Source organism: Micromonospora sp. NPDC002411, assembly GCF_053592955.1.
This window is the reverse complement of sequence record NZ_JBSFBM010000009.1, coordinates 35,050-48,531: the sequence shown is the minus strand read 5'-3', so window position 1 is coordinate 48,531 and position 13,482 is coordinate 35,050. Positions and strand designations below refer to the sequence as shown.

The 13,482-nt window shown below is 72.5% G+C and carries 11 protein-coding genes and 2 pseudogenes; 3 read left to right on the top strand and 10 right to left on the bottom strand.

Annotation, left to right across the window (positions count from 1 at the left end; genetic code table 11):
* Positions 1-35: 35 nt before the first annotated feature.
* Entirely contained in the window at positions 36-869 is an 834-nt protein-coding gene (locus ACWCO3_RS02625) for a patatin-like phospholipase family protein (protein WP_145779149.1), read from the bottom strand.
* 164 nt (positions 870-1,033) lie between these two features.
* On the opposite strand from ACWCO3_RS02625, the gene ACWCO3_RS02620 reads away from it, so the two are divergent.
* Positions 1,034-2,455, top strand: coding sequence for a serine/threonine-protein kinase (locus ACWCO3_RS02620; protein WP_357930031.1), 1,422 nt, complete (start codon positions 1,034-1,036; stop codon positions 2,453-2,455).
* A gap of 10 nt (positions 2,456-2,465) precedes the next feature.
* On the opposite strand, the gene ACWCO3_RS02615 is transcribed toward ACWCO3_RS02620, so the two are convergent.
* From ACWCO3_RS02615 to ACWCO3_RS02575, 9 genes are all read right to left on the bottom strand, one after another.
* On the bottom strand, positions 2,466-3,521 hold the full coding sequence (locus ACWCO3_RS02615; protein ID WP_450008121.1) for a glycosyltransferase family 4 protein: 1,056 nt from the start codon (positions 3,519-3,521) through the stop codon (positions 2,466-2,468).
* Between the two features lie 158 nt (positions 3,522-3,679).
* On the bottom strand, positions 3,680-4,348 hold the full coding sequence (locus ACWCO3_RS02610; protein ID WP_423468435.1) for a BON domain-containing protein: 669 nt from the start codon (positions 4,346-4,348) through the stop codon (positions 3,680-3,682).
* Positions 4,349-4,530: 182 nt separating this feature from the next.
* A complete protein-coding gene (locus tag ACWCO3_RS02605) occupies positions 4,531-6,117 on the bottom strand; it encodes a trypsin-like peptidase domain-containing protein (protein WP_145779146.1) in 1,587 nt (528 codons plus the stop codon).
* Between the two features lie 62 nt (positions 6,118-6,179).
* On the bottom strand, positions 6,180-7,766 hold the full coding sequence (locus tag ACWCO3_RS02600; RefSeq protein ID WP_450008116.1) for a sensor histidine kinase: 1,587 nt from the start codon (positions 7,764-7,766) through the stop codon (positions 6,180-6,182).
* The gene (locus ACWCO3_RS02595; RefSeq protein WP_030336721.1) at positions 7,763-8,464 is read right to left on the bottom strand and encodes a response regulator transcription factor; all 702 of its coding nucleotides are present in this window, start codon (positions 8,462-8,464) and stop codon (positions 7,763-7,765) included. Before ACWCO3_RS02595 ends, ACWCO3_RS02600 begins: the two co-directional genes overlap by 4 nt.
* 85 nt (positions 8,465-8,549) lie before the next feature.
* Entirely contained in the window at positions 8,550-9,161 is a 612-nt protein-coding gene (locus tag ACWCO3_RS02590) for a PadR family transcriptional regulator (RefSeq protein ID WP_358077291.1), read from the bottom strand.
* On the bottom strand, positions 9,158-9,985 hold the full coding sequence (locus ACWCO3_RS02585) for a DUF4097 family beta strand repeat-containing protein (protein ID WP_357839940.1): 828 nt from the start codon (positions 9,983-9,985) through the stop codon (positions 9,158-9,160). The genes ACWCO3_RS02590 and ACWCO3_RS02585 overlap by 4 nt, the downstream gene beginning before the upstream one ends.
* Positions 9,986-10,181: 196 nt before the next feature.
* Positions 10,182-11,120: a lysophospholipid acyltransferase family protein gene (locus ACWCO3_RS02580; protein WP_450008113.1), complete on the bottom strand. Its 939-nt coding sequence runs from the start codon at positions 11,118-11,120 to the stop codon at positions 10,182-10,184.
* Positions 11,117-11,893: a GNAT family N-acetyltransferase gene (locus ACWCO3_RS02575; protein WP_145779141.1), complete on the bottom strand. Its 777-nt coding sequence runs from the start codon at positions 11,891-11,893 to the stop codon at positions 11,117-11,119. The genes ACWCO3_RS02580 and ACWCO3_RS02575 overlap by 4 nt, the downstream gene beginning before the upstream one ends.
* Positions 11,894-12,050: 157 nt before the next feature.
* Between ACWCO3_RS02575 and ACWCO3_RS02570 the strand changes: the two are divergent.
* Both ACWCO3_RS02570 and ACWCO3_RS02565 read left to right on the top strand, forming a co-directional pair.
* Positions 12,051-12,440: pseudogene (locus ACWCO3_RS02570) on the top strand (hypothetical protein); the annotation flags it as partial.
* A 1-nt stretch (position 12,441) separates the two neighbouring features.
* Positions 12,442-13,413: pseudogene (locus ACWCO3_RS02565) on the top strand (glycoside hydrolase family 15 protein); the annotation flags it as partial.
* Between the last annotated feature and the right edge of the window lie 69 nt (positions 13,414-13,482).

The window sequence follows — 13,482 nt, the reverse complement described above, 5'->3', positions numbered from 1 at the left end:
CAGCAACCGACGCAGCCACCTGGGGGGCAGCGGCATCATCGCTCCTGGTGGGTGGCGAGGTAGCGGCGGGAGGCGGTGTACGCCCGGCTGATCCGCCGCCCCACGGCCGCCATGTCCCGGTACGCCCACGGCGTGTCGTCGCGGGGGTTGAGCCCTCCGGTCGGCAGGACGTGCACCTCGACCCCCTCGGGTAGCGCGGCCAACTCGCGGAAGAACCGGTGTCGGCGGGAGATCTCGAACGCGACCTGGGCGATCTCCCACGGCCGTCGGGGTGGCGTCAGCTCCCGTTCGATGCGGCCCACCTGGAGGACGTAGATCCGGCGCGCGCCGACGGCAACGGCCTCGCCGATCGGGATGGAGTTGACGATGCCCCCGTCCACGTAGTGCGCGCCGTTGATCTCCATGGGCGGGAGCAGGCCGGGCACCGAGGCCGACGCCAGCACCGCCGGCACCACCGGACCGCTGTCGAACCAGTGCTCGGCCGCCCGCTCGATGTGCGCGGCGCAGCAGCGGAACGGCACCCGCAGGTCGGCGAAGGTGGTGTCCACCCCCAGTTCGGTCTCCAGCAACCGGCGCAGTGGGCGAGGTGAGTGCAGATGGGTACGGGCGGCGAAGCGGCGCAACTGCCGGGCGACCGAGTCCCCGTACACCTCGCTCGCCTCCGGCGAGGCCCAGAGCCGGACCAGCCGGTCGGTCACCGCCTCCGTCGGGTCGGCGGCGACCAGCGCGCCGTTCACCGCGCCGATCGAGGTGCCGAGCACCATGTCGGGTTTGATGCCGGCGCGGAACAACGCGCGCAGCATGCCCACCTCGACCGCGCCGAGCACGCCCCCGCCGCCGAGCACGAATGCCACAGGTCCCCCCGCCATGCCCCTCATCCTGGCACGGGCGCGCAGCCGACCGGCCGGCCACCGTCGCCGGGCGGTCGGCGCACACCGGGCGCCGCCCGCCGACCGGGGTGGCGACGGCGTTGACAGGCAGGACACATTCGCGCAACCTGATACCGCTCCCACCCCTGAGGCAGGTGCGATCTGTGAAGGCAGCACTGCATCCGGGCCGGTTGCTGGCTCGCAGATACCGACTTCTCGACCAGATCGGCGCCGGCGGCATGTCGGTCATCTGGCGTGCCCGGGACGAGGTGCTGGACCGGCTGGTCGCACTCAAGGTCCTCGCTCCTTCGCTGGCCGCCGACGCGCGTTTCCGGGGCATGGTGCGCGAGGAGGCCCGGGCCGCCGCCCAGTTGGTGCACCCTCATCTGACCTCGGTGCACGACTACGGCGAGACTGTCGATCCGGACGGCTCGATCACCTCGTTCGTGGTGATGGAGCTGCTCGACGGCGAGGAGTTGGAGCTGCGCCTCACCGAGGGGCCGTTGCCGTGGGCCGAGGCGGTCCAGGTGGGCGCGCAGGTCGCGGAGGCACTGGCCGCGGCGCACCGGCTCGGCATCGTGCACCGGGACATCACCCCGGCCAACGTGATGATGACCGGGACGGGCGTCAAGGTGCTCGACTTCGGCATCGCCACCCGGATCGGCGCACCGGACGAGGACGAGGACGGCGAGACCTTCGGCACCCCCGCGTACGTCGCACCGGAACGCCTCGACGGCGCGCCGGCCCAGCCGTCCACCGACGTGTACTCACTCGGCGTGCTGCTGTACGAGGCGCTCACCGGTCGGGTTCCGTACCCGGCCGACACCTGGGAGCAGCTCAGCGCCGCACTGGTCGACGGCCCGCCACCGACGCTCGCCGAGCTGCCGGAGCTGCCTCCGCCGGTGGCCCGGATCTGCCTGCGCAGCCTCGCCCGAGATCCGGCCGACAGGCCGACCGCCCGGCAGGTCGCCACCGTGTTGCGCGGCCACCTGCTGCCGCCCGATCCCCCGGCCGCGACCGTCCGGGTGCCCACCCGGCCCCTGCCCCCGCAGCCGGTCGACCTCCCGCCGACGTCCGCTGGCGAGGCGGTCGACTCGGGTTGGTCCCGACGCCGGCTGGCGCTGCTGCTCGTCCTGGCCGTGGGTGTGGCACTGGCCGGTGTGGCCCTGCTGCCCGAGCAGCGGCCGACGCCCCGCACGCAGCCCTCGGTGGGCCCGACGACGACCTCGCCGAGCGACCCGCCGGCCCCGGCGTCGTCGGAGCCGACCACGCCCTCGCCGACGACGCCGAGCACCGGCACGCCCACGTCGCGTCCGGGGAGCCTGGTCGAGGCCGCCAGCCGGGTCGACGGGCTGATCACCGCCGGCCTGAGCGCCGGGGAGATCCGTGACGACGTGGGTCTCGACCTGCGCAACGAGCTGCGCAACCTGACCGCCGCGGTCAGCTCCGGCCGAGACGAGCTGGCGCCACCGGTGGCCCGACTGCGGGAGAAGGTCGCGGTGCGCCTCGGCGAGGGTGGCATCAGTCCGGGGTACGCGTCCCAACTCGACGCCGCCATCGCCGACCTGGGGGCCGCCCGGGTCTGATCGGGGCAGGTCAGCGGGCCGACACCCGGGCCGATTCGCGGATGTCGTACCGGTCGGCGGCGAACCGTCGATAGACCTCGACGTAGTCGTTCGCCATCCGCTCGACCGAGAAGTTCTCCGCGACGTGCGCCACGCAGTCCTCCGGGTCGAGCCGCTCGACCGCGAGCACCGCCGCGGGCAGCTCCTCCGGCCGTTCGCACACCAGCCCGGTCAACCCGGGGCGCACCAGCTCCGGCACCGCGCCCCGGTTGAGCGCCACCACAGGTGTGCCGGTCGCCATCGCTTCCAGCATCACCATGCCGAACGGCTCGTCCCACTGGATCGGCATGATCAGACAGCGGGCGTCGACGAGCATCCGTAGCGTCTCCGCGCGGTCGGCGTTGAGCACGACAGTCACGTTCTCGTCCACCAGCGGCGCGACGACCTGCTCGTAGTAGCGACGCTCGGCCGGCTCGTTGCACTTGCCGGCCAGCAGCAGGGGCAACCCGGCCTCCCGGCAGGCGCGGATGGCGACCTCCGGGCCCTTGTCCGGGCTGAACCGGGCCAGCCACAGCACCGGCCCCCGGCCGGGCTCGCTCTTACGCGGGAAGCCACGGATGTCCAGTGCGTTGTGCACGGTGCCGGCCCAGGGCAGGTCGGTGTTCAACCGACGTTGGGCGTGCGAGATCGCCACCAGGGCGACGCCCTGGTCGACGTCGCTCAGCACGTCGCCGTACTCCCCGACGGGGTTGCCGTGCACTGTCGCGACCGTCGGCACCGCCCGGCGGCCGGCGACCAGCGGGCCGATCGTGGTGTGGTCGTGGATCACGTCGAAGTCGGCCGCCGAGATCAGCCGGTTCACCCGGGCCAGGTGGGCCAGTTCCGGCAGTGACTCGCCGAGCCGCTCGTACTGGACCTCGGGAACTGTGGAGACGAAGCCGTCGGCCGCCGTGCCGTGATCGCTACCCGCACCGAACAGCGTGACCGCGTGGCCCTGCACGCTGAGGGCGTCCACCAGGGCGGCGACGACCTGTTCGAGGCCGCCGTAGCCGGGAGGCGGCACTGACAACCATGGCGGGACCACCATCGCGATGCGCAACGACCGCCCTGTCGGCCGGTCCGCGGGCGGGTGGATCAGGGCCACGAGTCCTCCCCGTTGGTCCCCGGTGCAAGCGCCACCGGCGGTCGGAACGGTCGGCGGCGAGTTCCCCGGGATGCCCCCGGTAAACCGGACAAGCCGGACGCTCAGCCGCCGACCAGGAGTTGGTCGTGCACCACCCGTACGCCCGGCGCGGACCAGGCCACCCGCTCGACCTGGTCGCGTTCCCACCAGGACCGGACCACTCCGGCCAGAACGAGCGTGTCGCCGTCCACCTCGACGGTCACCCGCTCGGCCCCGATGGTGCGCGCCAGCGCCCGCTGCACGTCCCGACGCAACAGCTCGGCCGGTGGCGCCGGCGGTCGCACCTCGATCAGGTTGGTGATCCCCCGTACGCCGTCGAGCCGGCGCACCTCCCCCTCGGCGGCACGCCGCTGCCACCCGAACTCGACCTCACCGCGGAGCATCAGCCACCCGTTGGCCACCGTCACGTCCAGCCGCTCGGCGGGCACGAAGCTGTCCCACTCCAGCGCCCGGGCGGCGGCGATGGCGACCTCGCCGTCGGTACGCCCCGGCGTGCCCGGCAGACGCACCTCGATCTCGTCGGCCACCGCCCGGACACCGCGAACCCGCTGCGCGCACCGAACCGCTGCCCAACTGCGGGCGGCACCGTCCACGAATCCGGTCAGCGTGACAACACCCTGGTCGACGCTCACACCGATCTCGTTCGGTTGCAGCTGGGCGTCCCAGGCGAGCTGCGCCAGGACGTCGCGTTGGATCCGCTGGTCGTCGCGGACATCCACCACGTCGGTCACGACACCCACCCCCGGTTCCGGTCGCCGAGACCCGTCGTCCCCGAACGTGCCGGAGAACCGGGTGACGGCGGTTCATCCGATCCGGGTGAACCGCCGTCCGGGCGGAAAAAAGCGGCGGGTGACGGAGCCGACCCCCTCGGCTCCGCCACCCGCCGCCGGAGGGAGGCAGGTTCAGATGTGTGTCACGACGTCTCGGCGAGCGTCACGGTCACCGTCTTCTCGTCGCCGTTGCGCTTGAACTGCACCTCGACCCGGTCGCCGACCTTGCCGGCCTGCACCGCGCCGACCAGGTCGTCGGAGTCGTTGACCGGCTTGTCGCCGAACCGGGTGACGACGTCGCCGCGCTGCAGGCCGGCCTTCTCGGCCGGGCTGCCCGGGGTGACCGACGCGACGAGCGCGCCGCCGCCCTCGGCCTGGTTGACGCCGACCCCGAGCGACGGGTGGCTGACCTTCTCGCCGCGCTGGAGCTTGCCGGCGACGTCCTTGGCCTTGTTGCTGGGGATGGCGAAGCCGACGCCGATGTTGCCGGTGCTCTGGCCGGAGGTCGCGATGGCGGTGTTCACGCCGATCACCTCGCCCCGGGTGTTGACCAGCGCGCCGCCGGAGTTGCCGGGGTTGATCGGCGCGTCGGTCTGGAGCAGGCCGGAGATCGAGCTGACGGTCTGGCTCTGCTGCTGGGTCGGGTCCTGCGGCTGGCCCTCACCGGCCCGAATGGTGCGGTCGCGGGCGCTGAGGATGCCCGAGGTCACCGAACCTTGCAGGCCGAGCGGGCTGCCCAGGGCCAGCACCTGGTCACCGACCTGCATGGCGTCGCTGTCACCGAACTTGGCCGCCTTGAGGTCGCTCACGCCGTTGGCCTTGACCACGGCCAGGTCGGTCTTCGGGTCGGTGCCGATGACCTTCGCCTCGGCCTTCTTGCCGTCGGCGAAGATCACCAGCACGTTGCCACCGGCGGCGGAGGCGACCACGTGGTTGTTGGTCAGCACGTACCCGTCGGCGCTGAGCACCACTCCGGAACCCTCACCGCTGTCGGTGGTGATCGAGACGACGCTGTCCTGCACGGACGCGGCGATCTTCGGCAGGTCCGCGCCGTTGATCACCGGTGCCGCCGAGTAGGTGCGGGTGATGCCGCCGCCGTCACCGTCGAGGGCCAGGGCGAGCGCGCCGCCGGCGACGCCCGACCCGAGCATCAGGGCGAACACCGCGACGCCGGCCCCGGCGAACTTGGCGATCCGACCCGGCCGCGGGCCGCTGCCGGGCGGCGCGACCTGCGGGCCCCACGGCGGAACCGGCTGGCCCGGGTGCTGGGGGTGCTGCCCGGGGTGCTGGGCGTGCTGCTGGTGCTGACCCGGGTACGCCATGCCCGGCTGGCCCCCGCCGGCCCAGCCGGACTGCTGACCCGGGTACCAGGGAGCGCCGGGGTACTGACCGGCGGTCTGCTGCGGGTAGCCGGACTGGCCGTGCGCCGGGTAGCCGGAGACCGGGTACGGCGGCGCGGACGGGGTGGCGGCCGAGGGCTGGTAGGCGGTCGGCGGCTCGTACCCGGTCGGCTGGTGGGTGGGCGCGGAGGGGCCGGCGGGCGCGGGCGACGCGGCCGGGGTCACGGCGCTCGTCGGCGTGTCGTCACCGGTGGTGGAGACGACCTCGATGGGAGTGGTCGGGGAGTCGGACTGCGCGCGCTCGTCGCGCGGCAGCTCGGCGGTGGGGTGCGACGGCTCGGCGTCGGTGGGGGCCGGCCGGCGCTGCGGGTCGGACTCGAACTCGGTCATGGCACTACCTTCTCCCCCAGCACTGCGATCAAGCTGGAACCGTCCTGGAAGTTGGCTGAAAGTCACTCGCCGGCGTCGTCGAGGTGTGGCAGCAGCGGGAGCCGGACCCGGAAGGTCGCCCCGCCACCGGGCGTCTCGGCCACCTCGACCGAACCGTGGTGAGCCGCGACCAACGCCGCCACGATGGCCAGGCCGAGGCCGGTGCCGGTGTTGCCGTCAGCCCGCCTGGTCCGTGCCGCGTCCGCCCGGTAGAACCGCTCGAAGACCCGTTCGGCCTGCTCAGAGGTGAGGCCCGGGCCGGTGTCGGCCACCTCCACCACGGCGAAGCCGCCCGCTTCGCTATGCAACAGCACGCGGATCTCGGCGTCGGTCGGGGTGTGGGTCAACGCGTTGGTGACCAGGTTGCCGATCACCTGGCGCAGCCGCGCGTCGTCGGCGGAGACCACGAGCGGGCCCGCGTCGGGCGCGATCTCCAGCTCGATCCGCCGATCCGGGGCGATCGCCCGGGCCGCGTGCACCGCGTCGGAGGCGAGCACCGGCAGCTCCACCGGAGTCAGCGAGAGCGGCCGTTCCCGGTCCAGCCGGGCGAGCAGCAGGAGGTCCTCCACCAGCAGTCCCATCCGCGCCGCCTCGTCCTCGATCCGGCGCAACAGGCCAGCGGTCTGCTCCGGCGCGCGGGAAGCGCCCTGCCGGTACAGCTCGGCGAAACCACGGATGGTGGTCAGCGGGGTCCTCAGCTCGTGCGAGGCGTCCGCGACGAACTGCCGCATCCGCTCCTCCGAGCGCCGGGCCCGCGCCTCGGACGCCTGAGCGGAGGCCGCCGCGTCCCGGGCGGCGCTCTCCGCCCACCTCGCCGCGGTCTCCGAGGCGGCGCGGGCGGTGAACGCCACCTCGATCTGGGTGAGCATCGCGTTGAGCGCGCGGGAGAGCCGCCCCAGCTCGGAGGTGGGATGCTCCTGCCCCTGCTCCGGATCGGGCACCCGGCGGGTCAGGTCACCCCCGGCGATGGCGGCGGCGGTGCGTTCGATCTCCACCAGCGGTTTGAGGCTGGTGCGGACGATCGCCGCGCCGACCGAGGCCAGCATGATCAGCACTGCGCCGCCGACCAGCAGATCGATCCAGGCGAGTCGTTTGACGGCCTGGTCGACGTCGGTCAGGTGCTGGCCGATCACGGCCATCTGGCCGTTGGGCAGCTCGGTGTAGAGCATCCGCCAGCGCACCGAGCTGTCCCGGGCCCGAACGGTGAACGGATTACCCCCGCGGGCCTCGTCCTGCGCCTGGAAGCCGCTTGCGTCACTCGGCCACGGCGGCAGATCGTCCACCCCGAAGCGGGACGAGTCGTACAGGGGCAGCTGCACCCTGCCGGTCCGCACGTCGGTCAGCACGACCACGTAGTCGCTGGGCAGCGAAACGGTGTTCGTCGACGGCGTGATCGACTGGATTCCCTTGGCCGTGATGGACTGGATGCCCTTGGCGGAGCTACGCAGCTCCAGGTCGATCTGGTCGACCAGGTAGTTGTGCAGGAAGTACGCGGTCGAGACGCTGATCACCAGCAGCGCGACGGCGACCAGCGCCAGCACCGAGGTGACCAGCTTGATCCGCAGTGGAACGCCGCGTACCCGTCCCTTCGCGTGCTGGACCGGGTTCACGCCGCCGGCTTGCGAAGGACGTACCCGACGCCACGGAGGGTGTGGATCAGCCGAGGCTGGGTGGTGTCGACCTTGCGCCGCAGGTACGAGATGTAGGACTCGACGATGTTGTCGTCACCACGGAAGTCGTAGTTCCAGACGTGGTCGAGGATCTGCGCCTTGGACAGCACCCGGTTGGCGTTGAGCATCAGGTACCGCAGCAGCTTGAACTCCGTCGGCGAGAGCTGCACGCGTTGCCCGGCCCGGTGCACCTCGTGGGTCTCCTCGTCCAACTCCAGGTCGGCGAAGGTGAGCCGGGAGGGTGCCTGCTCGCCGGTCGTGGTGCGACGCAGCACGGCGCGGATCCGGGCGGTCAACTCCTCCAGGCTGAACGGCTTGGTGACGTAGTCGTCGCCGCCCAGGGTGAGGCCACGGATCTTGTCGTCGGTGGCGTCCCGGGCGGTCAGGAAGACCACCGGGGTACGCGTGCCGCCCTCGCGGAGCATCCGGATGACCTCGAACCCGTCCAGGTCCGGCAGCATCACGTCGAGCACCACCAGGTCGGGCCGGTGGTCCTTGGCGGCGTTGAGCGCCGCGCTCCCACTGGTCGCGGTGGCCACGTCGAAGCCCGCGAACCGCAGGCTCGCGGAGAGCAGTTCGAGGATGTTGGGGTCGTCCTCGACCACGAGGAGTCGCGCCTCGGTCTGGGTAGCGGGCATGGGCCCATCATCGGTGACGTCACTGCGTCGGCGCTGGACGGTTCCTGGAAAAACCCTGTGAGTCGCGGCCGACTGATTTTCCGACTCAGCGCAACAGGCGGCGCAGCCCGTCCAGGGCGCCGTCGAGCAACCTGATCGCGGTGCGGAGTTGCGTTTCGCTGAACCGTCGGGCGCGCACGAGTTGACCCACCTCGGAAGTGAACGCGGCCAGCCGCGTGTCGAACTCATCGAGCAGCGCGGCGTGCGGCCCGGCGGCCGACGCCGGCCGGGGCGGCGGTGCGGGCGTCTCCCACCGGGTACGCCGAGTTTGCCGGGTGGCCTCGCTCAGCTCCCGTTTGAGGTCGCGCACTGACCCGCGTACCTCGCTGCGGATCTCGCCGGCCAGGCTGGAGAGGTCGGCCACCGAGGCCGCGATGTCCGCTTCCAGCTCGGTCAACTCGCCGGCCCGCTGGTGCAGCTCGGCACGACCGGCGTCGGTGATGTCGTACGTCTTACGGCCGCCGGCTGCGGTGTGGCTGACCAGGCCCTCGACCTCCAACCGTTGGAGGCGGGGATAGATGGTGCCGGCGCTGGGCGCGTAGAGCCCGAGGAACCGGTCTTCCAGCAGGCGGATCAGCTCGTACCCGTGCTTCGGGCCGTCGTCGAGGAGCTTGAGCAGGTAGAGCCGGAGCCGACCGTGGCTGAACACGGCGGTCACGGCAGCTCCTCGGAATCGTCGTCGACGGCTCGGGCGAGCAGGGCGATGCTCCCCGAGGTCGCGGAAGCCCAGAGCTTACCTTCGCCCGCGCCGAGCACTCCCTCGCTGCTGCGCAGCGGGAACGTCGAGGTACGGATCTGCGGGAACCCGCTGGTGATCCGGCCCGAGGCGGTCTGCAGCTGGACGGCGAGGTCGCTGTCCTCGCGGACCCGGACGGTGATGCCGCCCGAGATGGTGGTCAGCCGGATCTCGCTTCGTCGAGGGTTCTCCACGAGGTCGCAGGTGATCGCGCCGGAGACGGTCTGCGCCCGCACCCGGTCGGCGGCGCTGTCGGCGAGGATCACCTCGCCGGAGACCGTCTCCATCGAGAGGTCGCCACGGATGCCGAGCGCCTCCACCGGCCCGGACGTGATCGTCGCGGAGGTGTTGCCCCGCAGGCCCATCAGGGTGATCTGGCCGGAGACGACGTGCACTGTTGTCTGCCGACGCAGGCCGGAGGCGACCAGCGAGCCCGCGACCAGGCCCAGATCGGCGAGGACGTCGGCGGGCACGGCGACGGAGACGTCCACCCGCGGGTAGCGGTGGATCATCCGAAACCACCGCAGGACGTCCGACCAGCTCCGACCGCGCTCCTGGCGGATGCTGAGCCGACCGTCGGCGTGGTCGATCAGGACCGGCCGGCGACCGACCTGGGTGACGTCGATCCGGGTGGGGCCGTCGGTGGCGACCACGTTGAGCCGTCCGCTCACCAGCCGGACGTCCAGCCGGGTGACCGGACCGTCCACGGTGAGCCGCTGCGGGCTCTCGACCGTCCATCCGGTCATTGCGTCCCCCTCTCGACGATGCGGCGCGCCGACACGCGCCGCACACTGAGACACTAACGCGATACATCGCGACACCACAAGATAGGTCGCGAGCTGTCAGGCCACCGCGCCTCAAGATCCGCACAACTTCCCGGATGTTGCTGCCTCAGGCGCGCCGGAGGCAGCAACTTCCCCGATGTTGCGCGGATCTTGGTTCTCAGGCCGCCAGGTCCAGCTCGCGACCTGCTACCGGCGTCGGAACGGGGGCCGCCGGGGTCACTGTGGGAACCGCACGCAGCCGGGTCCGCGTCGCCGCGTCCGAGGCGGGCAACAGGTGTACGGCCGACTCGGCGGCCCGGGCCAGCAACCGCCGGTCGGCGTCACGGGCGGGGTGCAGCGCGGCGGCGATCGTCACCGAGACCACGATCTCCCGGGCCGCGACAACCCGGGCCACCGACCGCAGCAGGGTGTCCGCGCCGAGGAAGGCGGTCGCCGTGGTCCCGGAGCCGGTCGCGTCACAGCGGTAGGCGAGCCGCAGCGGCACCACCGGGCTGCCCGCGTCGATCGCCGCCTGGAACGTCGCGGGTCGGAAACCCCCACCGGGGCGGCAGTCGGCGGCACCGTCACCAGCACACCAGGTCGTACCCTCCGGGAAGACCGCCACCGACCGGCCGGCGCGCAACGCGTCAGCGACCCGGCCGACGGTGTTCGGCAGCGCCATCGGGCGGGACCGGTCCACGAAGACCGTGCCCGCCGCCGCTGCCAGCAGGCCGACCACCGGCCAGGAACGGATCTCGCGTTTGGCGACCATCCGGGTGGGCGCGACGGCCAGCACCGCGAGGATGTCCAGCCACGAGACATGGTTGGCGACCAGCAGCGCCCGCCGTCGGGGCAGCCGGCCCCGGATCACCAGCCGGACGCCGAAGGCGCGAGTGGTGGCCCGGGCCCAGCCGCGTACCGCCGCCTGCCGTTCCCGGGTCGGAAGCACCGGCAGCAGCAGCACCAGGCCGACCCCGGCCACCAGCATGCCGGCCGCCGCGACCAACCGCAGCACCCGACGGGCCACCGGCACCGTGGGCACCTCGCCGGCCGCCGGCAGGCAGGCGTCGTCGCAGCCCGAGGAGGGCCGCCACAGGTCGTGCGCCACGGCGGTCACCGCTGCTCCCCGCCCAGGAAGTGTCGCAGGTACCGCGGGTTCATCCGGTCCAGCGAGAAGAGCACGTAGAAGTCCGCGCACCCGAAGTCGCTGTCGTACGCGGGCTCGCCGCAGATCCACGCGCCGAGCCGGAGGTAGCCCCGCAGCAGCGGCGGCACCACGACGCGCCCGGCCGGCTCGGCGGTGGTCACCGGCGCAGCGGCGGCCGGCTCGGCGAACCAGGGTCGCAGCGGGCGGACCCGCAGCGGCGGCGGCGACAGGTGCCGCGCCTGAGCCTGGGCCCAGACCTCGGTGACCGTCCGCCCACCGTCGTCCACCGGCACCGAGGCGCAGCCGCCGAGCCAGCGGGAACCGCGCAGGTGCAGGTAGCGCGTGAGGCCGGCCCACATCAGGTTGATCACCGCGCCGGAGCGGTGGTCCGGATGCACACAGGACCGGCCCGTCTCCACCAGGTCGTCGCGGAGGGAGTCGAGCGCGGTGAGGTCGAACTCGTCCTCGGCGTACCGGCGGGAGGTCCGGCCGGGCGGCAGCAGCCGGTAGGTGCCGACCACCGCGCCGGTGCTGTCCTCACGGACGATCAGATGGTCGCAGTACGCGTCGAAGGGATCCACGTCCAACCCGGCCTGGCCGGGCAGGAGGGTGGCGCCGAGCTCGGTGGCGAACACCTCGTGGCGCAGGCGTTGCGCGGCCGCGACCTGGGTGGGGTCGTCGGCGATCAGCAGGGTGTATCCGCTGGTCTTCAGGGGTGCGCCAGCGGCATGCAGAACGGCCATGGGATCTGTGTAGGTGCCCGGGTTGCCATTCACGGGGACCACCGGTGTCGATCGGATGAACGCCGGCAGGCGAGACCGCGAGCACCACCAGGTTCCGCCCGTGCGAGGCTGCCGGGACGGCCGGCAAGGACGCTGGTACGCCACCTGGAGGTCGACGATGCGCATCGAGTCCCGCTACAACGGGCCCACCGGCTCCGGTAACGGCGGATGGAGCGCGGGGATGTTCGCCGCCGAGGCGGGCGGCACCGGGCCGGTCGAGGTGACGCTGCGCCGGCCACCGCCACTGGAGACCGAGCTGAGCCTGGTCGACGGCGAGGTCCGGGACCCGGCCGGGGAACTGGTGGCCGAGGTACGCCCGGTCGACGCGGTCGATGCCGTCGTACCCCCGGTCGACCTGGAGACCGCGGTGGCCGCCGCGACCCGCTACCCGGGGCTGGTCGAGCATCCGTTCCCCGGCTGTTACGTCTGCGGACCGCAGCGGGCCGACGGGCTGCGGATCTTCCCCGGCCGGTTGCCGGACGGACGGACCGCCGCGCCGTTCCGGGCCCTCGTGGCTGCGGGACTTCTCGTTGACGATGCGCGCGCTCTGGGTGGCGGCCTGTCCCGACGAGACGACGCGGCTGTTCGCCTGGGCGACCCGCTCGATCGGCCGGTTCGGCGACGAACCCGTGCCGGTGCTCTTCGGGTTGGAGGGTGAGCGGGACATCTCCGAGCACCACTGCGACCACCTGCGCGGATACCGCGACAGTCGGCCGGTCCGGGTCGGCAACGACGCCTGGCGGCAGCGGCAGCTCGACGTGCCCGGGGAGGTGATGTCGGCGGTGTGGCGGCTGCGCGACTACCTCGGCGCGAGGTTCGAGGGCGAGTTGCAGGAGATGGTGCTCGGGTTGGCCGAGCAGGTGGCCGCGACCTGGCGTCTGCCGGACCGGGGCATCTGGGAGACCCGGGACGAGGAGCGGCACTACGTCTCGTCCAAGGTGTCCTGCTGGCTGGCGCTGGACCGGGCGGTGGGGCTCGCCGACCGGCTCGGCGACCGGGCCGACCCGCGCCGCTGGGCAGCGGTACGCGACGAGATCCGGGACACCGTGCTGCGCGAGGGGTGGAACGAGCGGATCGGGGCCTTCACCGGGGCGTTCGGGTCGCCGGAGCTGGACGCCTCGGTGCTCGCCATGCCGGTGGCGCGCTTTCTGCCGGCCACCGACCCGCGGATGCGCTCGACCATCGAGATGGTCGAGCGGGACCTGGGTACCGAGAGCGGGTTGCTGCGTCGGTGGACGACCGACCCGGCCGGCTTCCTGCTGTGCTCGTTCTGGCTGGTGGAGTGCCTGGTGATGGCGGGGGAGCCGAAGCGGGCCGAGGCGCTGTTCGAGCGGGTGATCGGGTTCTCCAACGACGTGGGACTGTTCAGCGAGCAGATCGACCTGACCACCGGGGCGCAGCTCGGCAACACCCCGCAGGCGCTCTCGCACATCGGGCTGATCAACGCGGCCTGGCGGTTGACCGAGCCGGACAGTTTCTGACCGGTCGGGGGACTTCTCCCGGTCGAAATCCTGCAACAGACCTGCAAGCGCCAGGCATTGACGGTGATG

Bases quoted from the DNA above. Each gene is read 5' to 3' on its own strand.
- ACWCO3_RS02605 (WP_145779146.1), bottom strand. From the start codon at position 6,117: ATGACCGAGTTCGAGTCCGACCCGCAGCGCCGGCCGGCCCCCACCGAC.
- ACWCO3_RS02625 (WP_145779149.1), bottom strand. From the start codon at position 869: ATGGCGGGGGGACCTGTGGCATTCGTGCTCGGCGGCGGGGGCGTGCTC.
- ACWCO3_RS02575 (WP_145779141.1), bottom strand. From the start codon at position 11,893: ATGGCCGTTCTGCATGCCGCTGGCGCACCCCTGAAGACCAGCGGATAC.
- ACWCO3_RS02615 (WP_450008121.1), bottom strand. From the start codon at position 3,521: ATGGTGGTCCCGCCATGGTTGTCAGTGCCGCCTCCCGGCTACGGCGGC.
- ACWCO3_RS02595 (WP_030336721.1), bottom strand. From the start codon at position 8,464: ATGCCCGCTACCCAGACCGAGGCGCGACTCCTCGTGGTCGAGGACGAC.
- ACWCO3_RS02585 (WP_357839940.1), bottom strand. From the start codon at position 9,985: ATGACCGGATGGACGGTCGAGAGCCCGCAGCGGCTCACCGTGGACGGT.